18 protein-coding genes are annotated in these 20,784 nt (G+C 41.6%); 12 read left to right on the top strand and 6 right to left on the bottom strand.

Going from position 1 to position 20,784, the window contains the following annotated elements:
* Positions 1 to 20: 20 nt before the first annotated feature.
* Complete coding sequence (locus B9A91_RS17085) at positions 21 to 1,622, top strand: SusD/RagB family nutrient-binding outer membrane lipoprotein (RefSeq protein ID WP_084240219.1); 1,602 nt, start codon at positions 21 to 23, stop codon at positions 1,620 to 1,622.
* Positions 1,623 to 1,688: 66 nt separating this feature from the next.
* Here the strand turns inward: B9A91_RS17085 and B9A91_RS17090 are convergent, their stop codons facing one another.
* Positions 1,689 to 2,735, bottom strand: coding sequence for a phosphotransferase enzyme family protein (locus tag B9A91_RS17090; RefSeq protein ID WP_084240220.1), 1,047 nt, complete (start codon positions 2,733 to 2,735; stop codon positions 1,689 to 1,691).
* 75 nt (positions 2,736 to 2,810) lie between these two features.
* Positions 2,811 to 3,833, bottom strand: coding sequence for a LacI family DNA-binding transcriptional regulator (locus tag B9A91_RS17095; RefSeq protein WP_084240266.1), 1,023 nt, complete (start codon positions 3,831 to 3,833; stop codon positions 2,811 to 2,813).
* Positions 3,834 to 4,179: 346 nt separating this feature from the next.
* Here B9A91_RS17095 and B9A91_RS17100 point away from each other — a divergent pair, with 346 nt between their 5' ends.
* Positions 4,180 to 5,532 carry a Gfo/Idh/MocA family protein gene (locus tag B9A91_RS17100; RefSeq protein WP_084240221.1) on the top strand — a complete coding sequence of 451 codons (1,353 nt, stop codon included), beginning with the start codon at positions 4,180 to 4,182 and terminating at the stop codon, positions 5,530 to 5,532.
* Positions 5,533 to 5,615: 83 nt separating this feature from the next.
* Here the strand turns inward: B9A91_RS17100 and B9A91_RS24020 are convergent, their stop codons facing one another.
* Positions 5,616 to 5,816: a hypothetical protein gene (locus B9A91_RS24020; RefSeq protein WP_144008975.1), complete on the bottom strand. Its 201-nt coding sequence runs from the start codon at positions 5,814 to 5,816 to the stop codon at positions 5,616 to 5,618.
* 268 nt (positions 5,817 to 6,084) lie between these two features.
* Here B9A91_RS24020 and B9A91_RS17110 point away from each other — a divergent pair, with 268 nt between their 5' ends.
* Positions 6,085 to 6,414, top strand: coding sequence for a helix-turn-helix domain-containing protein (locus B9A91_RS17110; RefSeq protein WP_084240223.1), 330 nt, complete (start codon positions 6,085 to 6,087; stop codon positions 6,412 to 6,414).
* A gap of 29 nt (positions 6,415 to 6,443) precedes the next feature.
* Here the strand turns inward: B9A91_RS17110 and B9A91_RS17115 are convergent, their stop codons facing one another.
* Both B9A91_RS17115 and B9A91_RS17120 read right to left on the bottom strand, forming a co-directional pair.
* Positions 6,444 to 7,097: a beta/alpha barrel domain-containing protein gene (locus B9A91_RS17115; protein ID WP_084240224.1), complete on the bottom strand. Its 654-nt coding sequence runs from the start codon at positions 7,095 to 7,097 to the stop codon at positions 6,444 to 6,446.
* Positions 7,098 to 7,141: 44 nt separating this feature from the next.
* Positions 7,142 to 8,137 (bottom strand): sugar kinase, encoded by a 996-nt coding sequence (locus tag B9A91_RS17120; RefSeq protein WP_084240267.1) that lies wholly within the window; start codon positions 8,135 to 8,137, stop codon positions 7,142 to 7,144.
* Between the two features lie 171 nt (positions 8,138 to 8,308).
* Here B9A91_RS17120 and B9A91_RS17125 point away from each other — a divergent pair, with 171 nt between their 5' ends.
* Together B9A91_RS17125 and uxuA are read left to right on the top strand one after the other, a co-directional pair.
* A complete protein-coding gene (locus B9A91_RS17125) occupies positions 8,309 to 9,130 on the top strand; it encodes an SDR family oxidoreductase (protein ID WP_084240225.1) in 822 nt (273 codons plus the stop codon).
* Between the two features lie 25 nt (positions 9,131 to 9,155).
* Positions 9,156 to 10,331, top strand: a complete 1,176-nt coding sequence (gene uxuA, locus B9A91_RS17130; protein WP_084240226.1) for a mannonate dehydratase — start codon at positions 9,156 to 9,158, stop codon at positions 10,329 to 10,331.
* 7 nt (positions 10,332 to 10,338) lie between these two features.
* Here uxuA and B9A91_RS17135 read toward each other — a convergent pair whose 3' ends face one another.
* Positions 10,339 to 11,376: a LacI family DNA-binding transcriptional regulator gene (locus B9A91_RS17135; protein ID WP_235012589.1), complete on the bottom strand. Its 1,038-nt coding sequence runs from the start codon at positions 11,374 to 11,376 to the stop codon at positions 10,339 to 10,341.
* 217 nt (positions 11,377 to 11,593) lie between these two features.
* Between B9A91_RS17135 and B9A91_RS17140 the strand changes: the two genes are divergently transcribed.
* The 7 genes from B9A91_RS17140 to B9A91_RS17170 form a co-directional block, all read left to right on the top strand.
* A complete protein-coding gene (locus tag B9A91_RS17140; RefSeq protein WP_084240228.1) occupies positions 11,594 to 12,193 on the top strand; it encodes a TetR/AcrR family transcriptional regulator in 600 nt (199 codons plus the stop codon).
* A 167-nt stretch (positions 12,194 to 12,360) separates the two neighbouring features.
* A complete protein-coding gene (locus tag B9A91_RS17145) occupies positions 12,361 to 13,491 on the top strand; it encodes an efflux RND transporter periplasmic adaptor subunit (protein ID WP_144008976.1) in 1,131 nt (376 codons plus the stop codon).
* An 18-nt stretch (positions 13,492 to 13,509) separates the two neighbouring features.
* Complete coding sequence (locus B9A91_RS17150) at positions 13,510 to 16,704, top strand: efflux RND transporter permease subunit (RefSeq protein ID WP_084240230.1); 3,195 nt, start codon at positions 13,510 to 13,512, stop codon at positions 16,702 to 16,704.
* Positions 16,705 to 16,716: 12 nt separating this feature from the next.
* Positions 16,717 to 18,126, top strand: coding sequence for a TolC family protein (locus B9A91_RS17155; RefSeq protein WP_084240231.1), 1,410 nt, complete (start codon positions 16,717 to 16,719; stop codon positions 18,124 to 18,126).
* Between the two features lie 250 nt (positions 18,127 to 18,376).
* Positions 18,377 to 19,522 (top strand): redoxin domain-containing protein, encoded by a 1,146-nt coding sequence (locus B9A91_RS17160; RefSeq protein WP_084240232.1) that lies wholly within the window; start codon positions 18,377 to 18,379, stop codon positions 19,520 to 19,522.
* 163 nt (positions 19,523 to 19,685) lie between these two features.
* A complete protein-coding gene (locus tag B9A91_RS17165) occupies positions 19,686 to 20,132 on the top strand; it encodes a protein-disulfide reductase DsbD N-terminal domain-containing protein (protein ID WP_084240233.1) in 447 nt (148 codons plus the stop codon).
* Between the two features lie 6 nt (positions 20,133 to 20,138).
* The coding region (locus B9A91_RS17170; RefSeq protein ID WP_449406347.1) for a cytochrome c biogenesis protein CcdA at positions 20,139 to 20,784 on the top strand (646 nt) is incomplete at its 3' end.

Consider the following 20,784-nt stretch of genomic DNA (forward strand, 5'->3'; position numbering starts at 1 on the left):
TGATTTAAAGATAGACAACGATGAAAAAGAACATATTCATAAAATATACTGCCCTGAGCTTACTTATTTGTATGCTGGCAACGTTAAGCTGCACCAAAGATTTTCAGGAGATCAATACCGATCCGGTAGCATACGGACCAAGCAGCTTTGACCCAAACTATACTTTAACCACTGCCCAGATGAATTATACCGGCAGTACAGATTTTGCATACGATACCTGGAGGGCAAACCTGATTTACTCGGCCACAATGATGCAGGGACTGTCCAGTGTAATCAGCTATTGGGCAGGGGATAAATATAGGCTCGACGAAAACTATACCGCTGCCTACTGGGGCAACAATGCCGTGGGTGCCTATATAGAGCAGGTTAGGTTTATAGTAGATGTAGTTGAATTTACGAAGGGGAAATCTAAATACAATAATCTACACCAGGTTGCCCGCTTGTGGAAAGCGCTTGTATTTGCACGCATTACAGATCTTTATGGGGATGTTCCTTACACAGAAGCCGGAAAAGGCTATTATTCAGGCTTTTTAACACCTAAATATGATAAACAGCAAGCCATTTATGCCGATTTGTTAAAAGAAGTAGAAGAAGCTGCGAATGCATTAGATGGGGCTGGCGACAAAATAACCGGAGATATCATTTACAACGGCAATGTCGACAAATGGAAACGTTTTGGAAGTACTTTGCTATTGCGTTTAGCCATGCGCCTGGTAAAGATCGATGAGAATACCGCCAAAACGTATGCACAGAAAGCTGTAGGAAAAACCATGATCAATAATGATGACAATGCTTTTGTTGCGCACGACATATCAGGTGGAAGGGTAACTCAAAACAGAAACAGCCAGGTACTGAATGGTGACGGAGGATCTGAACACTACCATGTAAAGTGGTCTAAAACCTTTATCGATATGCTAAAGTCTACTAACGACCCGCGTCTGGGGAAAGTTGCGGTTACACAACTGTTCCTGACAGAATCTCCCAAAACTCAAAATGCAGCCTTTGTCACAACCCCCGCAAGTCAGAAAGGGATGCCTAATGGTAAGGACCTGAGTGGAATCGCCGGCAGGGATATCAGACAAGACCCTTCTTATACCGCTTTCCCTGATTATTCTTCTCCGCATCCTGCCATGATCAAAAAAAATGGGGTCACTTTCATATTAACGTGCGCAGAAAGCGAATTCCTTTTGGCCGAAGCTGCCCAAAGATGGGGCATAGCAGGCTCTGCGGCCAGTCATTACAGCGAAGGATTAAAGAAGGCGATCACCTTCCTCGGACAATACGATGCTGACCTGGCCATTACAGAGGGTACTGCAGAAGCCTATGCAAATTCAAATCCATACAATGCAGCAAATGGTTTGCAAATGATCAACAATCAATACTGGCTGCACACCTGTACAATGCTGGATTTCTATGAAACCTGGAGCAACTGGCGCAGAACAGGCTTCCCTAACCTAATTCCGGTTGTATATCCGGGGAATGCTACCAATGGCACCATTCCGCGTCGTTTCCCTTATCCCGCTGATGAAGCTGCAAAAAATGGGGCCAATTATAGAGAAGCCTCTGCAGCTGTCCCTGGGGGTGATAATTTAAGCGGCAGGGTATGGTGGGATAAACCCTAAGCGACAGTATTTTATAAAAGCTCAATAATGCGAATAAGGTCTTTCGGTTACACGAAAGGCCTTTTTTTATGCCAAAGTATTGCTCATCAGTTCCTGTTCAAGTTTCAGGTATTGTTTTAGTAAGGTAATCTGATTCAGTGCCCTGTTAAAATTATGCAGTTCATATTTCGCCCCATAATAAATGTCATTTTGCAGGTAGTCTGTCAAAAACCGGATCGCCTGCATATAAATAATAAACTTACCCGAATAGGCAAAATATTGACGTTCATCATGCGTTAAAACACTTTTCATTTCTTCCATATAACCATTATAAATGGCTGTAAAGAAGTCTTTTCTGATGGAAATTTTATCAAAGTCGGTTTCCTCTTCACTGGCTGCACTCAAATAAGTCCGCATCATGTCGCCTACATCACTGATGAAATAACCAGGCATAACGGTATCTAAATCGATTACACATAATCCTTTATACTCCCGATCAAAAAGTACGTTGCTAATTTTGGTATCGTGATGTATTACCCTTAATGGGATATTCTCATTATTTAGGATACTCCTGAAAATATCTACAATCTCCTGATGCTCAATGATAAAAGAGATACAATCTGCCGCTTTTTCCAATCTTTCGCCACTTGCCTGTTTGCAGGCTTCAACGAACTGATCATATCGCAGGATCAGGTTGTGAAAATTTGGAATAGTAATGTTCAGTTGTGCCGCATCAAAATCATTGAGTAGCTTTGAAAATTTTCCGAATTGCCGCGCGGCTTCATATGCTTCTTCTTTTGCAGAAAGGGTATTTACCGAGTTCGACCCTTCCACAAATGGGAAAAGCCTGAAATACCCATTATCATTAATGATCAAAGATTCACCATTTTCAGCCTTAACGGGAGATACAAATAAGTATTCAGGCTGAGTATCAGTTAAATATGCTTTAAGCAGGTTCAGATTCTCATCAATATCAACTGGCTTTTTAAAAACGTCGCTGTTTACTTTCTGCAGAATATATTTTTGATCATAGGAGTTTACCATCCAGGTATGATTGATCAGTCCATCTCCAAATGGTTGAACAGTTGTAGTCATCGGGTCCAGACCGTAGCGGCTTAAAATATTTTCGAACATGGTTTAGTATATTGATTGATGTACCAAACATAAATATTTAACCGGCCAAAAACACGTGCAAACGTTTGCGCGAAATTACTTTCGGTGGCTTAATACCAATTCTGATTCCACAACAATATTAAAATATGCCTGCTCAGTCCCGGTTTCATTTCTTGGTTTGTTGATGAGGTCGATCAATATATCAGCAGCCTTTTTGCCTTGCTTATATGGGAATTGCTCCACCGAAGCAATCGGGGTGTGGTCCACATAGTTGATTATGGGAAGATTAGCATAACTCACAAAATCAATATCCTGAAGCTGGAGTGATTTTGCATAACGCATCGCAAATAAAGCTACATAGTCGTTAAATGTGACAATTGCAGTGGGTTTTCGCCTGTGGTTTAACAGGATATCCATGACATCAATCGTCCCTTCTTCCGATAAATCGCAACTTACAACCAATGAAGGGTCAAATTTGAGACGGTTGGCCATCATCGCGCGAATGTAACCTTCCTTTCTTTCATGACTTGCAACCAGGGTATTCGGGCCATTGATCATTCCAATACTCCGGTGTCCTTTTTTCAGTAGAAAATTCACCGCCTCAAAGGTACCGGTCTCCAGATTAGATGACACGTAATGAATGTCCTTAATAGGAGGAATACGGTCAAAAAACACAACCGGTATATTCAGTTTTCTGAAAATATCAAAGTGTTCGTAAGTACTTGTTGTTTTTGAAACGGACACCAATAAACCATCAACACGCTGACTTTTCATTTTTTCAACAAGTAGCTTCTCTCTTGCCGCATCATCGTGCGATTGCGCCAGTAATACAGTGTAGTTTCTCTTATAGGCGATGTCTTCAATACCGCTTATTGCCGCCGAAAAAAAGGATTCGGATAACTCCGGTAAAATAACACCTATTACAAAAGATTTACCATGCAAAAATTGAATGGCTTTTTGATTGGGCTCATAATTAAGCTCTTCTGCAAGTTTTTTGACCCGCATTTTTGTTGTCAAACCAATGCTCGAATGGTCATTTAAGGCCCTGGATACTGTTGAAACTGAAACCTTGAGTATCTTCGCTATTTCCTTAATGGTTGTTGGTTTGTCAGACATCATATCCAAATATTGGAATAAAAATAACAATTTCATCAAAAAAACTACATCTGATAAAATTACCAGCTAGTTTATTGCAAAATTCACGCAAACGATTGCCAGCTAAGCCAGATGAATAATGTATATTTCAAATAGGTTGGAACCGAAATAAATAGCCACAGCATTTAAGTCCCGGATTGTACAGTACCTGATAAACAGTGAAGATTAAAATATCAAACGTTTGCGTTCTTTTTTAAATTGATTCTTTATGCACTTAGTTACAGAGTTGCATAACTTGGATGAGTTATTCTTTAAATCGACTGAATGGTACTGATTATCCAGTACAAAACTTTATAATGACTAAACAACTATGAACAGAAGAGAATTTGTTAAAAACAGTAGCATTACAGCAGCGGCGGCAACTGTATTACCAGGCAATTCTTTGTTTGCGGCAGCAGCAGCAGATAAAGTAAAAGTAGCTATGATAGGTGTTGGCTTGCGTGGACAAAACCACTTGAGTCTTTTACTAAAAAGAGCTGATGTGGAGCTTGTTGCAATATGTGATATTGACGAACGTATGCTCAATTCTGCTAAAACCATAATCAACAAAAGCGGCAAACCCATGCCTAAGATCTTTACGGGAGACAATTATGCCTGGAAAAAACTCCTGGAAACTAAAGGCTTGCAGGCAGTTGTAATAGCTACGCCCTGGGAGTGGCATAAGGAGATGATCATAAAATCTTTGGAAGCGGGACTTAAATATGTGGCTACTGAAGTCATGTTGGGCATTACTTTACAGGATCATTGGGATGTTGTACAAGCAGCAGAAAAGCACAGCGCAAATGTAATGATGCTTGAAAATGTTTGTTACCGTCGCGATGTACTTGCTGCATTGAATATGGTAAGACAAGGTGTTTTTGGTGAAATAGTTCATTTACAGGGGGGCTATCAGCATGATCTGAGAGAAGTTAAATTTAACGATGGTGTTAAAGCGTATGGTGGCGGCGTTGAGTTTAACGAAAAAGGCTTCTCAGAAGCACGCTGGAGAACCAACCATTCGGTACATAGAAATGGCGACCTCTATCCAACCCACGGAATCGGTCCTGTAGCCAACTGTATCAACATCAATCGCGGAAATAAATTCTTAAAACTAAATTCTTTCGCAACAAAATCCAGAGGGCTGCATAATTATATAGTTGCGAACGGAGGCGAAAGTCATCCAAATGCCAAGGTAAATTTCCGTTTAGGAGATATTGTAACCACAACAATTGATTGTGCCAATGGTGAGACCATTATTTTACAGCACGATACCAACCTGCCAAGACCTTATTCGCTTGGCTTCCGGGTACAGGGAACAAAGGGCCTGTGGATGGACCTGAATAAAAGTATATACGTGGAAGGTGTCAGCAAACCGCACCAGTGGGATAACCAAAACAGCTGGATGGAAAAATACGATCACCCGCTATGGAAAAAATATGGTGATGACGCACAAGGTGCCGGACATGGCGGTATGGATTTCTTCGTGATACATGCCTTCATTGAATCTGTAAAACGCAATGTGCCAACTCCACTGGATGTTTATGACGCAGCAGCATGGAGTGCCATTACCCCTTTAAGTGAGCAGTCCATTGAGCTGGGCAACGAAACGATCGATTTTCCTGACTTCACTAGTGGCAAATGGATGTCAAGGAAACCAATATTCGCGCTGAACGACGATTATTAGGTTTTGGTTTAAGCCATAAAAGCCTTGTAATTTAGATTACAAGGCTTTTTATGTTAAAATTGAAATCAACCGAACTGTTAACATTAACTTAACATTGAATATGCATATTTGCATATGTTTATAAATATTCTGGCTATAGCCTTTGTCCTTTTTGCTTTATATGCTGCTTTTAAAATGGATACCGTTTTACAAGGTGTCCTGTTTATCCTTGCAATATGTGTTGTTTGTGGAATATTATATCTGTTTATTTCTTTTCCGGGGCTCTCCGGACTTTCTGTTGCCATTATGATGGCCGCCTTTATTTTCAGACAAAATAAAAAATAGCTCCTTAACTACACTTTTTCGTGCCCAATTACTGAACGGTTACCACCAAGGCTGGTTAATTGAATTATCAGTTTTTCTCGCGAATATCGAGAGATAATGTAAATTTTTTAATTACCAATAAATCATTTCAATAATTTGTTTCATAATATTATAAATATATTACAATATTTTATTAAATAATTCTTAAATTTATTATATAGGAATATTCACAGATATACATTATAGGCTATGAAAACTTTAGGTGAAAAATTTAGAATTTTGCGTCAGAAAAAAGGGGTTAACCAAAAAGCTATGGCAGATTTATTGGAGATATCTATCCCGGCATATTCAAAACTAGAAACTGGTATTACTGATCCAAACTTCAGCAGGATAAACCAGATTGCTGAAGTCCATAACTTATCCTTAAGGCAATTTTTGGATGTAGGTGAGGAAGGTGTGAGCGAGCAGGAGCAGGTCATCGCACAATTAAAAGAGAAAATAAGTCAATTGGAAAATTCAGTAATTAAGCTGCAAAGTAAGCTTATTGAGCTTTACGACAGAGATGATCATAAGAAGTGAGAAAAATGAAATCTCACCTCTTATAAATATTATTTTCGGTTCACCATCCCGATCAGTAACTGACAACGTTCGGTTAACCAGTTGTAGTCTGTTGCCTGGTCTGGCTGCTGAAACAATTTGGAACCAAAGCCTAAAGCAGTTACGCCTGCATTTAACCAGCTGTCAATATTTTCCTTATTCACGTCAACACCACCGGTTGGCATAAATTTAAGATTAGGGAACAACGGTTTAATTGCCTTTAGAAAGCCCACGCCCAAGGTATCACCGGGAAATAGTTTCACTAACGGAACCCCCAGTTCTTCAGCAAAGTTAATTTCAGTAGGCGTCATGCATCCGGGTATCCATAGCACATTGTGTGCGGCAGTAGCCGATGCCAGATCTGCTTTAACAATTGGGCTCACAATGAAGTCTGCTCCAAGATTAATGTACATTTCTGCCTGTGCTACAGTTTTTATCGTACCTATGCCCAGTTTCATATCTTTAAGGTGTTCATTTCTGTAAGACAGCAATGCCTTAAAGTTGTCTGGTGCATTTTGCCCCCTGTTTGTAAACTCAAAAACACGGATGCCACCCGCATAGCTTGCTTTTAACACTTCAATACAGGTTTGCGCATCTTCATTATAATAAACCGGGATAACCGGATAAGCCTGGATCATGCTTAAAGGATTTGTTTCTATGTTCATCTGTACGTATTATTTATTTGATAAATTCATTGCTTTAAAAAGAACTATATAGCGCCATCGCCGAAATCTCCTTTAACAAAGAGCTTTCTATAACCAGATGAAGTTGCTTTGTCTATGATTTCCTGCCCGTTTGTGCTGCTGGTTAAGCCATAAATTAAACCGGCCATAAATGCATCACCGCTTCCAATCCTGTCTACTACTTCATTGGTTTCCAATACGGCCGACCTGTAATCGCCTTCTGCATTGTGATAGGTTCCATAAAAGAGGTTGTGCCTGGGGTTATCCATGAACCTGAAAGTATAGGCGATGTGTTTACACTGAGGAAAAGCAGCAAATACAGCTTTGGCCGAAGCACTGGCATGTACAGTATAAGTATCTACAGTAGTTTGACGATTTAGATTTTCGTCGACAGGGATGCCCAGCATTTTATTAACCGCCCAGATATTCCCCATAATTACATCGCAGTATTGTACCAGCTCAGGCATTACCGCTATTGGCTGTTTGCCATAATCCCAAAGCCTGCTCCTGTAGTTCAGATCCACGGATATTTTTAAGCCCTTTTTTCTGGCAGCCTGCAAAGCTTCTTTACATACAGCAGCCATATTTTCGTTCAAAGCGGGGGTAAGCGCTGTCCAGTGAAACCAGGTATGTCCTTCCAATACCTCGTCCCAGTTGATTACCCCCGGCAACAATGTACTAAATGAAGAATATTTTCTGTCATAAACCACTTCTCCGCTTGTCAGTCCATTTGCAGAAAGCAGAAAATACAAGCCCATACGGCTGCCCTGTAATAGCGTTTTATTTGTATTGACCCCCAAATCGGCGAGCGATTGAAGGGCATTTGCGGCAAGCGCATTCTCTGGCACACAACTCACATAAGCACATGGAATGCCCCATTGACCCAATGAAGCAGAAACGTTCGCCTCCGATCCGCCGGGAAATAAAGAAACGGTGTGGTTCTTAGAAATAAATTGATCCTCAGTGGAACTAAACCTTAACAGTAATTCCCCAAATACCAATATGTTTTCTTGATTTAGCATAAATAAAAGATTTGAGATTGCAATAATACAGGTTCTCATTATGAAATAGAAGTAAACTATTTTATTTAATAAATTTCAAACGATTTCGTAAATATTTAATGATCATTCTGATTGCCGGAGCTTAAAATTCACTAACATTGGTAGAATAATTTAACCGTTTAAATCAGGAATATGAAGAGCAGAGATCTGTTTTCATTAGAAAATAAGGTAATTGTAGTTACTGGCGCCACCGGAGTGTTGGGGGAATCATTTGCATTGGCCATTGCCGAAGCAGGGGCAAAGGTGGCCATTTTAGGCCGTAACGAAGAAAAGGCAAATCAAAGGGTAAAGGCGATTACAGAAAGCGGAGGAGAGGCAATAGCCGTGATTACTGACGTACTGGACGAAACCGCACTCAATGCCGCAAAAAATCAAATACTGAGTACCTGGGGTACCATCGATGGATTGGTGAATGCTGCAGGAGGGAATATCCCTGGCGCTACTATTGCTCCAGACCAGAACATCTTTGACATTAAGGTAAGCGACACTCAAAAAGCAGTCGAACTTAATCTTTTCGGTACGGTATATCCAACACACGTATTTGGCCGTGTCATTGCTGAAAAAGGAAAAGGATCCATCGTAAATATTTCTTCTCTGGCAGCACAGCGTCCTTTAACCCGCGTATTGGGTTATACGATGGGAAAAAACGCCATTGAAGGCTATACAAAATGGATGGCCGTAGAGCTTGCACAACGCTATGGAGATAAAGTCCGGGTAAATGCGCTTGCACCGGGTGTGTTTTTAACCGAACAGAACAGATCGCTTTTAACCAACGCAGATGGTACCTTTACCGATCGCGCGCAGCGTTTTGTCAATCATACACCTTTTGGCCGTCTGGGAAATCCCCAGGAGCTAAATGGTACCCTAATCTACCTGTTAAGCGATGCATCAGCATTTGTAAATGGTGAAACCATATTGGTCGATGGCGGTTTCAATGCCTACAGTGGCGTATAATCTGATTATTAAATAACCAAATAAGATGAATACAGTAAATCATAAATTGTTACAAACCTGGCGCTGGTACGGACCATCAGATCCGGTTAGTTTGCAGGATGTAAAACAGGCAGGAGCTACCGGCATTGTTACAGCCCTGCATCATGTTCCCCATGGTGAAGTCTGGCCATTGGAAGATATCATAGAAAGAAAATCTATTATTGAAGCAGCCGGACTGCATTGGGCAGTGGTAGAAAGCGTACCTGTACACGAAGCCATCAAAACCCGGAGAAGCGATGCCGATCATTATATAGAAAATTACAAGACTACATTGAAGAACCTGTCCCAATGTGGTATTAGGACGGTTTGTTATAATTTTATGCCAGTGCTTGACTGGACAAGGACACAGCTTGACTTGGTAATGGAAGACGGCTCAAAAGCGCTGTATTTCAACTGGCTAGATCTTGCAGTTTTTGACCTGTTTATTCTGAAAAGGGAAGGTGCCGACGCCGATTATACGGAAAGCATCCGGAACAGGGCAAAAGATCGTTATGCTTCCATGAATACGGATCAGCTGAATGAACTAAAAGTGAACGTGCTGATGGGGATTCCTAACGAAAAAGAAATCGAATTGGAAGCTTTACGTGCCAGCATAGAAGAATATAAGTCTATCGGAATGGAAGGCCTGAAAAAAAACCTCGCCTACTTTTTAAACGGGATCGCAGAGGTGTGTGAAGAAACAGGTGTAAATATGACCATTCACCCCGATGATCCTCCATATGCAATACTGGGCCTGCCACGAATTGCAAGTACCAAAGAAGATCTGATCAGCATCCTTAAAAGCGTAGACAAACCATTTAATGGCATTTGTTATTGTACAGGTTCCTTAGGAGCAGGTGTATCAAATGACCTGAAAGATATATTTGAAGCCGTAAAAGAAAGGGTATATTTCCTTCACTTGCGTAACGTAACCAAAGACGAAGAAGGCAATTTCTACGAAGCCGATCACTTGGGTGGTGATGTGAATATGTATGAAATTATGAAGGCTATTGTTGCGGAAAATGCCCTCAGAGCGCAACCTATACCCTTCAGACCAGACCATGGTCATCAGATGCTGGATGACTTAAACAAGGTTACCAATCCGGGATACTCCGCAATAGGAAGGTTGCGCGGACTGGCAGAGCTGCGCGGACTCGAGCTGGGAATTACAGGCAATTATTAAACTATAACTAAATTCTAGACTGTGATGAAGCCCTTACTTTAATATTTGTAGGCAACATCACAGTCTCATATCCTTCATCCAATCTTTTTCCTTCAATCATAGCAATCAACTTTTCTGCAGCAAATTGACCGATCTCAAAAGCCGGTTGATGCACCGTACTTAAAGGCGGGTTCATGGCATCGGCAAGTTCCGTATTTGTAAATCCTATTAAGGCAACATCTTCAGGGATCTTATAGCCCATTTTATTCAGGAGCATCAAACATCTCGTGCTGATCTGGTCTGTTGCCGTAAAAATTGCATCCGGCCTGTCTTTTAACCCCATATAATACTTAATGGCCTGCTCCAAATCTTCATTTAATTTATTGGTGTCCGTATAATTGCAAGAGCGCAACAACTCTGGCCGGTACTTAATCCCGCTATCTGCCAGGGCCTGTTTGTATCCATTCAGACGATCTGTAGCAATACTCAATATGGTATTCGTATTCAAATGTGCAATGTTTTTATAGCCATTGTCAATCAGGTGCCTGGTTGCATCGTATGCTCCCTTAAAATTATCCGCGCCAACCTTGTGCGTGTTGATCTGATCAATAAGTCTGTCGAAAAGTACAATCGGCAAGCCAGCGTCCTGCAAGGAGACCAGGTAACTAAAATTAATGGTTTCATAAGCAGGGGAGATCAGAATGCCGTCTACTCCACCAGCATATAGCAGCTCTATACATGCACTTTCCTGCTTCTCCGACTCTTTGCTTTGCATAATGATAATCTGGTAAGATTTTTCAGTACTGGCCTTATGGATGCCATCGAGCATCTGTGCAATGACATTGTTGTCAAGTGAACACACTACAACGCCAATCGACCTGCTTTTACCTTCCTTTAAGCCTTTTGCCATTCTATTGGGAGAGTAATGATGCTTTTTAGCATAATCCAAAACCTTTTGTTTGGTTTCTGCACCAATTTCATGACTATCATTTAATGCTTTAGAAATTGTAGAAATAGATAAATTTAGCGCTTTGGCAATATCTCTTAATGTGACGCTGTTGTTCATACGCATTCCTCTTTGAATAGAAATACAAATTTGCAATTATAAACCCATAAACTTCTATTGTTAATTTTTTTCTTGATCAGCGAGAATTAAAATATTGAATAACTGTACATTAAATAACTCATAACTAGAAGTTGACAAATGAATGATACACACTTCAATAAGTGTTCATAAATTTGCTTAACGGTGTTAGATTATTTACACGGCTTAATTAAATGTAATGGGAAGTAAAGAACGTATACAAAGGCTTAAAGAAGACACGAGGACAAACATCCTCGATGCTGCCTTAAAGATCGTTAAGGAAGAGGGCTGGCAGGCATTAAGCATGAGAAAAATTGCAGATAAGATTGAATACACTGCACCCATCATATATGAATATTTTCACAATAAAGATGGAATACTCCTTGAACTTACAAGGCAGGGCTATGTTATTTTAGGTAAAAAAGTTAAAGCAGCCAAAAAAGCCCAGGAACATACAGCAGACCAGCTTGAAGCGATGTGGATTGCCTATTGGAACTTTGCTTTTAAATACAAGGAATTTTATCAGCTGATGTACGGTGTAGATATGGTATGTTGTGATCAAAAGAAATCAATGCCAGAAATTGAATTTTTAGACAATCTCTTTTTTGATACCATTAAAGATCTGATGAAAGGTGAAAGTCCTGAAGAAAACCGGGTGTGCAGAAAATATTATACCTTCTGGTCAATTGTACATGGGTTAATCTCCATAAACCTGGTCAACAAAGGAAGGGATGAAGCAATGAACCAGCATATATTAAAAGACGCATTAAAAGGAATTATAAAATACATCAACGATTAAAAAGCAGATCAGGGGCTTTCAATACCAAAGCCTTTTTTTGTTAACATCTATTTAACACCGTTAAATTACTTATATACGTTATATCATAAACTATTAAACTAAATGACATGAAATATAAATTCTCTTACCCTCAATCACTTAACACTGTTAAATTACCTAATATCGTTATGAAAACAACTGCTTTACTTTTAGCTACAATGCTGATATACGCCTGTTCAGGCAACAAGCCACAGGCTACAGCACCTCCGGTACCGGGATTGCCTGTATCTACAGTCAGTCAAAGTTCTGAAACTACCTTTCTCGAATACCCTGCCGCTATTCAGGGAGCTGCCGATCTGGAAATAAGACCTCAGGTTGCAGGTGCACTCGATAGGGTGTTCATCAACGAAGGCCAATATGTAGCTGCCGGCCAGCCTCTATTTAAAATCAATGAACAACCATTCCTTGAGGCTTTAAATACAGCTAAGGCAAGTCTCAGTGCTGCAGAAGCCGCAATATTGAATGCACAACTGGAGGTCGACAAATTAGTCCCGCTTGTTCAGAACAAAGTGGTTTCCGATGTGCAGCTGAAAACTGCAAAAGCAACACTTCAGATCGCAAAAGCAAACGCGGCACAGGCCAAAGCAGGAGTTGCGGCAGCTCAAATCAACCTTGCCTATACGATCATTAAAGCGCCCGTTAGTGGCTATATCGGTTTATTGCCTAAAAAACAGGGGAGCTTAGTATCTCCTTCAGATACTGCACCTTTAACCCAACTATCTGATGTTCATGAAGTGCGTGTATATTTTTCCTTAGGCGAGGATGATTTTATTGACTTCAATAGCAAATATAGTGGTAAAACGCTTACAGAGCGAATTAAAAATGTGCCGAGTGTTGCGCTTGTGCTGGCCGATCAATCTGTTTATCCTCAGGAGGGAAAAATTGACATGGTAGACGGGCAGTTCGATAAACAAACCGGTGCAATTACCTTGAGAGCAAGCTTTCCAAATGCGCAGGGACTGTTACGTTCCGGAAATACGGGTAAAATACGCATCAGTATGGAACACAAAAATGCCTTGATCGTGCCGCAATCTGCCACCGTTGAAATGCAGGACAAAATATTTGTATTTACAGTGGCAGACAGCAATAAGGTGAAAAAAATGCCCATTTCAATTATCGGTAAAAGTGGTACAAATTACCTGGTTAAGGAAGGGGTAAAAAGCGGGGACCAGATTGTGTTGAGCGGACTTGACCGTCTGCAGGAAGGCCAGGAGATCCGTCCGGAGAAACCAACAAATAAAGTCGCCAGATTAAATTAACCAATAAAACTCAATACAATGTTTAAAATATTCATTCAGCGTCCGGTACTGGCCACAGTGATTTCCATTCTACTGGTTATCCTTGGCGTACTGGGCTTAACTAAACTGCCCCTGCAACAATTTCCGGATATCGCACCACCATCTGTATTGGTAACGGCAGTATATCCTGGTGCCAATGCCGAAACTGTGCTGAGGTCAGTAGCCCCATCTCTTGAAGAATCTATTAATGGGGTCGAAAACATGAGCTATATGAGCTCAACAGCAAGTAACGATGGTTCGCTTGCCATAACGGTATATTTTAAGCTGGGCACAGATCCGGATCAGGCAGCGGTAAACGTACAGAACAGGGTAGCGCAGGCCACCAGTCAGCTCCCTGCCGAAGTGGTACAACAGGGTATCATTACAGCCAAACAACAAAACAGCTTTATTATGGCTATCGGTATGTATACAGAGGATGAAAGCAAATACGATCAGACTTTTGTAGCCAACTATGCCCAGATCAATATCATACCGGAAATCAAAAGGATTCCTGGTGTTGGTGCCGCAAGCATATTTGGCGGTGTCAAAGACTACTCCATGCGCGTTTGGCTTAATCCTACCCAGATGTCGGCCTATAAGGTGACACCAAATGAAATCATGGCTGCCATTCAGGATAAAAGTCTCGAGGCCGCCCCAGGCAGATTTGGAGAAAAGAGCAAAGAGGTATTTGAATATGTAATCAAATACAAAGGTAAACTATCCAAACCCGAGGAGTATGAAAATATAGCTATACGGGCCAACTCAGATGGCTCTATATTAAGGCTTAAAGATGTGGCCAGAATCGAATTTGGTGCTTATTCTTATTCCAGTCTTACCCGCCTGAACGGAAAAAAGGGGATAGTAATAGGCGTTATTCAATTGGCAGGTACCAATGCCAATGAAATTCAGGTTTCCATAAACAAACTCATGGAGAAAGCTGCAAAAGACTTCCCTGACGGTATTAAACAGAACATCTTTTACAGTACCAAAGTAGCACTAGATCAATCCATAGAACAAGTGCAGCACACGCTGATCGAAGCATTTATACTGGTTTTTATTGTTGTATTCCTATTCCTGCAGGACTTCAGGTCTACACTAATCCCTGCAATTGCGGTTCCGGTAGCCATATTGGGTACGTTCTTCTTCATGCAGCTGTTCGGGTTCTCTATTAACCTCTTAACACTCTTTGCATTGGTACTTGCCATAGGCATTGTGGTCGACGATGCCATCGTAGTGGTAGAAGCCGTTCATGCCAAAATGGAACACAAACGGCTCTCACCTAAAGTGGCTACCACAGAAGCCATGCACGAAATCACGGGGGCAATTGTATCCATTACACTGGTAATGGCCGCTGTATTTCTTCCTGTTGGCTTTATGGAAGGCTCAACCGGCGTATTCTACAGGCAGTTCGCATTTACTATGGCTATTGCAATTGTGATTTCAGCTGTCAATGCTTTAACTTTGAGTCCGGCCCTGGCTGCACTTTTCCTAAAGGATACTCATGTAAATGAAGGCCATACAACTGCAAAAACCGGGTTTAAAGAAAGGTTTTTTACCGGTTTTAACAGAAGTTTCAACTCGCTTACCAACAGATACCTGGGAGGACTTAAATTTCTGATCAGGAATAAGTGGGTCAGTCTTGGTGGATTGGCACTCATTACACTGGGAACCATCTGGATGGTAAAAACAACACCATCAGGCTTCATCCCTACAGAAGATCAGGGTTTTATTGCAATTGCGGTTTCAACACCTTCCGGAACTTCGCTGGATGGGACTTCAAAAGTAATGGCGCAAGCCGAAACTGAACTTAAAGCTTTGCAGTCCTCAGGTTTTGTGACTTCACTTCCAGGTTTTAACCTGCTCACCAATTCAACAAGTCCCTCTGCTGCCGTGGTTTTCGTGTTGCTGAAACCAACCAAAGAAAGGGGCGAGGTAAAAGACATCAATGCCATCATGGATGTGGTTCGGGGCAAGCTGGCAGGTATTACAGGGGGGAGTTTCTTTGTATTCAGTTTCCCTACTGTTCCCGGCTTCAGCAATGTTGAGGCACTGGACCTGGTACTGCAGGATAAAACAGGAGGAAAACTCGACAAGTTCAGCGGTATTGCCAATAACTTTATCGGAGAATTAATGAAACGTAAAGAAATCGCCGTTGCTTTTACCAGCTTTAAAGCAGATTACCCGCAATTACAACTGGAGGTGAACGACGAAAAGGCCGATCAGCTTGGCGTGAGCGTTAAAGACATTCTCCAAACCATGCAAACCTATTTTGGTAGTGCACAGGCTTCCGATTTTAACCGCTTTGGAAAATACTACAGAGTAGTAGTCCAGGCCGATGTGGACGACAGGGCAGATCCCTCTTCAATTGATAAGGTATTTGTTAAGAACAAAGCAGGTGAAATGGTACCTATCAAAACGCTTGTAAAGTTAACACGTGTCTACGGTTCAGAAACGGCATCACGTTACAACCTGTTCAATTCCATACAGGTGAACGCAATCCCTAAACCCGGATTCAGTTCAGGTGATGCAATCAAGGCGATAGAAGAGGTAGCAACCCAGCAGTTGCCGGCAGGCTATGCTTACGAATTCTCTGGACAGACTCGGGAAGAGATTTCATCTGGCGGACAATCTGTAGTTATTTTCATGTTATGTCTGCTGTTTATATATTTCCTGTTAGCTGCTCAATATGAGAGTTATATCCTCCCACTGGCAGTTATACTTTCTATTCCTACCGGTATATTCGGGGTATTTGTAGCCATAGGTTTAACCGGAATTGAAAACAACATTTATGTTCAGGTGGCTTTGATCATGCTCATCGGCTTGCTTGCCAAAAATGCAATTCTTATTGTTGAATTTGCTGTACAGCGAAGAAGGGCAGGCCAAACACTAATTGCAGCCGCTCTGGAAGCTGCAAAATTGAGGTTAAGGCCAATTATCATGACTTCTCTGGCCTTCGTTGTTGGTTTATTTCCAATGAGTATAGCTACCGGGCCTTCAGCACAGGGTAACCATTCCATTAGCATCGGTGCTGCCGGAGGGATGCTTTCCGGTGTAGTATTGGGCTTGTTTATCATTCCTGTTTTGTTTGTCGCATTCCAGTACCTGCAGGAAAAAGTAAAAGGAAAACAAGATACAGCTGGTTCAGATCATCAGCCCGTAGCTGTAAAGGTAGAGTCAGACATTATTTATTCTTAAAACACATAAAATATGAAACCATATTTCAATGTATTGGCACTATTACTGGTTGTATTGCTGCTTAATGCATGTAAAATATCAAAAGACATACAGTTACCTAAAGCGGCTGTTCCCGAAAATTTCAGAGATGCAAAAGGTGCCGACTCTGCAAGTATAGCAACACGCGCAATTCATGATTTTTTTACAGAACCGGAATTGCAGCGTCTTGTTGATACCGCACTGGTTAAAAACTACGATCTTCAACTTGCGCTGAAGAACATTGAATCTGCACAGCAGCTATTTAAACAGGCAAAATCAGGCAACGTACCGCAGTTAAACCTTCAGGTTACAGCCAGTTCAAGCAGACCATCAGACAACAGCGTTAACGGCCTCAGTACCAGCGAGTTTTTAAAAACATCACATATCGAAGATTTCAACGCAAACCTTGGCCTAAGCTGGGAAGCAGATATCTGGGGTAAAATAAAAGAGCGGAAGCAGGCGGCATTGGCCACTTATCTTCAGACCGAAGAAGCCAGAAAAGCGATTCAGACCAGACTGGTGGCCAATGTTGCCCAGGGCTATTACAGATTGCTGATGATGGATGCGCAGCTGGACATTGCTAAAAAAAACCTTGCATTAAGCGATAGCACATTAAATATCATCACCATGCAGTTTAATGCAGGACAGGTGACTTCACTGGCCATACAGCAGGCAAAAGCACAGCAATTGGTTGCGGCACAGCTCATACCCCGTTTAGAGCAGGACATAACCATCCAGGAAAATGCCCTGAGTGTACTTACAGGTCGCTTACCAGCAAGTGTTGCCAGACTGGCCAGCCTTGGAAAAGCCGCTTTGCCTGATCAGCTGTCGGCTGGTTTCCCTTCGGCAATGGTAAGCAGAAGACCCGACGTAAAAAGTGCTGAGCTGGCATTGGCCCTGGCAAATGCCCGGGTAGGGGTCGCTAAAGCAAGTATGTACCCTTCCTTAAACATTACAGCAAGTAGCGGGCTCAACTCATTTAAAGCCAGCAATTGGTTTAACATACCTGCCTCATTATTTGGGATAGTAGCAGGAGGAATTACGCAGCCTTTACTTCAAAAACGGGAACTGAAAACTCAATATGAGCTGGCTAAAATAGAGCGCGAAAAAAGTGTGATCCAATTCCGCCAGTCGGTACTTTACGCCGTTTCTGAAGTTTCTGATGAACTGATCAAAATAGAAAAACTACAGCAGCAATACGACATTTCCAAAGCCCGGGTAACTGCTTTGCAGCAGGCAGTCCAAAATGCAGGCTTGTTGTTCAAAAGCGGAATGGCCACTTATCTTGAAGTCATCACTGCCCAAAGCAATTCCCTGCAAAGCGAGCTTGAACTGGCATCCATAAAAACAGCACAGTTGAATGCAGCCGTAGAACTTTACCGGACACTTGGAGGGGGATTATAAGGGGGATTTATTGCGCATCACACAATTGTTACCGGCCCAAAACCGGTAACAATTATGCTTCAAAACCAGGATCCTGAAACCCAAAAATGCCAGTTAATAAAAAAATGAGCAGGTAGCTAAGGTTGACAGTCCTGGTTTTGCCCGTTAATCATTGTTCTTTCCTTATGCTCTATAGAAATCATCGGGATTTTGAATTATTGAAAAAATGATATGTTTGCAACAGATAACTAAACAGATCTTATAAAAAACAATGAAAAAACTAACAATAGCGGCTTTGATGCTTGCTCCGGTAATTGCATCGGCCCAAAGCCCCGCTTTCACTTTAAAAGGAAAAATCTCAGGACTGAATGCCCCGGCCAAAGCATTTTTAACCTACAGAATGGATGGTAAGAATGTGATGGATTCTGTTCCGGTTAACAATGGTGTCTTTCAATTTACAGGTAACGTTGCAAGCCCTGTCAGTGCCCGCCTGATTCTCGACCACAAAGGGGTAGGACTTGGTAAATTGGGAAGAGCAGCAGATATGCTTTCCCTGTATGTAGACAATGGAACTATCTCTGTTGATGGGGCAGATTCAGTAAAAAAAGCGAAGATCAGTGGCTCAAAAATTAATCAGGAAGCCCTTGCTTACCATACATTTATCGGTGGGCCCGACAAATTAATGAAGGCTATAGACACAGAATATGGTGCAGCATCCGAAGAAAAAAGAAATGATCCTGAATTTAAAAAATCCTTACAGGAGCGTTACGGAAAAGCCGCTGCTGAGAAAAAGGCGTTGCAATCAAAATTCATAAAAGAAAACCCAGCTTCTTATTTCAGCCTGGTGGCCCTGACAGAAACTGCGGGGAGCAGCATAGATGTAGCTAAAGTTGAGCCTGTTTTTAAAGGCTTGTCAGACGGCTTGCGTAACAGTGCATCCGGATTGGCATTTGCCAAACAAATCGATGCCGCACGTGCAACCTCAGTTGGCGCAATGGCCCCTGAATTTGCTCAGAATGATGTAAATGATAAGCCGGTGTCCCTTTCTTCATTCAAAGGAAAATACGTATTGATCGATTTCTGGGCTTCATGGTGTGGTCCATGCCGCGCGGAAAACCCCAATGTGGTGAGTGCTTTCAACCAGTATAAAGACAAAAATTTCACTGTACTTGGAATCTCATTGGATAATCCTGGTAAAAAAGACGCATGGCTTGCTGCTATTGAAAAAGACCAGTTGGCCTGGACACAATTGTCTGATTTAAACGGATGGAACAATGCCGTGGCCAAACAGTATGGCATCAGGTCAATTCCCCAAAATCTGCTTATAGATCCTAACGGGAAAATTATTGCTAAAAATCTGAGAGGAGAGGAGTTACACAAAAGTCTGAAGGAAATTCTTGGCGCTCCTTCAAAATAATATGCGCCTAAAGGCTCACCTGTTTAAACCAAAAGCGTAAATTATCGTCAATACTGTATCTTCCGTGTAATATTTTGAAGGGATATCATTTAAATTACAATTCAGATTAACCAGGGTATTACCGGAAATACATAAGTTTGCTAACACATAAAAAAACAATAAAATGAAAAACCTAATCTTGTTAACCGTTGGATTGCTATTTGGCCTTACCGCAAGTAGTCAAATTTTGAAACCTGTGAAATGGAGTTATGCTGCAAAGAAGACTTCAAAAAATGAAGCTACATTGTACCTTAAAGCTACCATCGATGAAGGATGGCACCTTTATTCGCAGTACATGGCTGATGGTGGGCCCGTAAAAACAAGTTTTAAATTCGCATCGTCAAAAGCTTATAGTCCTGTTGGTAAAACAACTGAGCCAAAACCGATTGTTAAATTTGAAAAATCATTTGACATGAACGTAAGCTATTTCGAAAAATCAGTTATTTTCCAGCAGAAAGTAAAGCTTACAGGAGCAAATGCTACTGTAAAAGGAACACTGGAGTATATGGTGTGTGACGATTCTCAGTGTCTTCCTCCAGAAACTGTTGAATTCTCTATTCCTGTAAAATAAACAAAAATGATTTCAGGTAACTATTTGACAAGTGTGAAAGCACTTGTCATTGGTCTTTTTTTATTCCTGGGTACGGGCAGCGTTGTATGGGCACAAGAGGCCGATACAACGCTATCTGACTTGGAATTTACAGAGATATCATCCGATGCAGCCCCTGCAGATACAGCAGCTGTGGCCCCTGCAAGTACAACGAAAGATAGCTTAAGCAGCGATACTACTGCCGTTAAGGCTGATACCAAAGCTGCAGCACCAGCGGCTGAAAAATCAAAGACACTCTGGGAAACTTTCATTGCCGGTCTTGTAGGTGGTTTTCTAGCCTTTTTAATGCCATGTATCTTCCCGATGGTACCACTTACCATCAGCTACTTTACCAAAAGGGCAGGCAGCAAAGGCAAGGGAATTGGTCAGGCACTGATCTACGGATTGTCCATCATTGTCATTTACGTGGCTTTCGGACTACTGATCACGGTGATCTTCGGCTCGGCCGGATTGAATGCATTGAGCGCAAGCGGGTTGTTTAATTTCCTGTTCTTTATTTTGCTGGTGGTATTTGCCATCTCATTTTTCGGGGCTTTCGAAATTACCCTGCCCAGCTCATTTGTCAATAAAATAGACAGCAAAGCCGATAACAGCAAAGGTTTGCTGGGGATCT

The sequence above is a fragment of the Pedobacter africanus genome, assembly GCF_900176535.1.
GTDB classification, from domain to species: Bacteria; Bacteroidota; Bacteroidia; order Sphingobacteriales; family Sphingobacteriaceae; genus Pedobacter; species Pedobacter africanus.

Coding starts and splice junctions, on each gene's coding strand:
- B9A91_RS17090 (WP_084240220.1), bottom strand. CDS start 2,735: ATGTTCGAAAATATTTTAAGCCGCTACGGTCTGGACCCGATGACTACA.
- B9A91_RS17100 (WP_084240221.1), top strand. CDS start 4,180: ATGAACAGAAGAGAATTTGTTAAAAACAGTAGCATTACAGCAGCGGCG.
- B9A91_RS17155 (WP_084240231.1), top strand. CDS start 16,717: ATGAAACCATATTTCAATGTATTGGCACTATTACTGGTTGTATTGCTG.
- B9A91_RS17165 (WP_084240233.1), top strand. CDS start 19,686: ATGAAAAACCTAATCTTGTTAACCGTTGGATTGCTATTTGGCCTTACC.
- B9A91_RS24020 (WP_144008975.1), bottom strand. CDS start 5,816: ATGGCAACAGAAAGTCCGGAGAGCCCCGGAAAAGAAATAAACAGATAT.
- B9A91_RS17115 (WP_084240224.1), bottom strand. CDS start 7,097: ATGAACATAGAAACAAATCCTTTAAGCATGATCCAGGCTTATCCGGTT.
- B9A91_RS17160 (WP_084240232.1), top strand. CDS start 18,377: ATGAAAAAACTAACAATAGCGGCTTTGATGCTTGCTCCGGTAATTGCA.
- B9A91_RS17120 (WP_084240267.1), bottom strand. CDS start 8,137: ATGCTAAATCAAGAAAACATATTGGTATTTGGGGAATTACTGTTAAGG.
- B9A91_RS17095 (WP_084240266.1), bottom strand. CDS start 3,833: ATGATGTCTGACAAACCAACAACCATTAAGGAAATAGCGAAGATACTC.
- B9A91_RS17145 (WP_144008976.1), top strand. CDS start 12,361: ATGAAAACAACTGCTTTACTTTTAGCTACAATGCTGATATACGCCTGT.
- B9A91_RS17085 (WP_084240219.1), top strand. CDS start 21: ATGAAAAAGAACATATTCATAAAATATACTGCCCTGAGCTTACTTATT.
- uxuA (WP_084240226.1), top strand. CDS start 9,156: ATGAATACAGTAAATCATAAATTGTTACAAACCTGGCGCTGGTACGGA.
- B9A91_RS17140 (WP_084240228.1), top strand. CDS start 11,594: ATGGGAAGTAAAGAACGTATACAAAGGCTTAAAGAAGACACGAGGACA.
- B9A91_RS17125 (WP_084240225.1), top strand. CDS start 8,309: ATGAAGAGCAGAGATCTGTTTTCATTAGAAAATAAGGTAATTGTAGTT.
- B9A91_RS17135 (WP_235012589.1), bottom strand. CDS start 11,376: ATGAACAACAGCGTCACATTAAGAGATATTGCCAAAGCGCTAAATTTA.
- B9A91_RS17150 (WP_084240230.1), top strand. CDS start 13,510: ATGTTTAAAATATTCATTCAGCGTCCGGTACTGGCCACAGTGATTTCC.
- B9A91_RS17110 (WP_084240223.1), top strand. CDS start 6,085: ATGAAAACTTTAGGTGAAAAATTTAGAATTTTGCGTCAGAAAAAAGGG.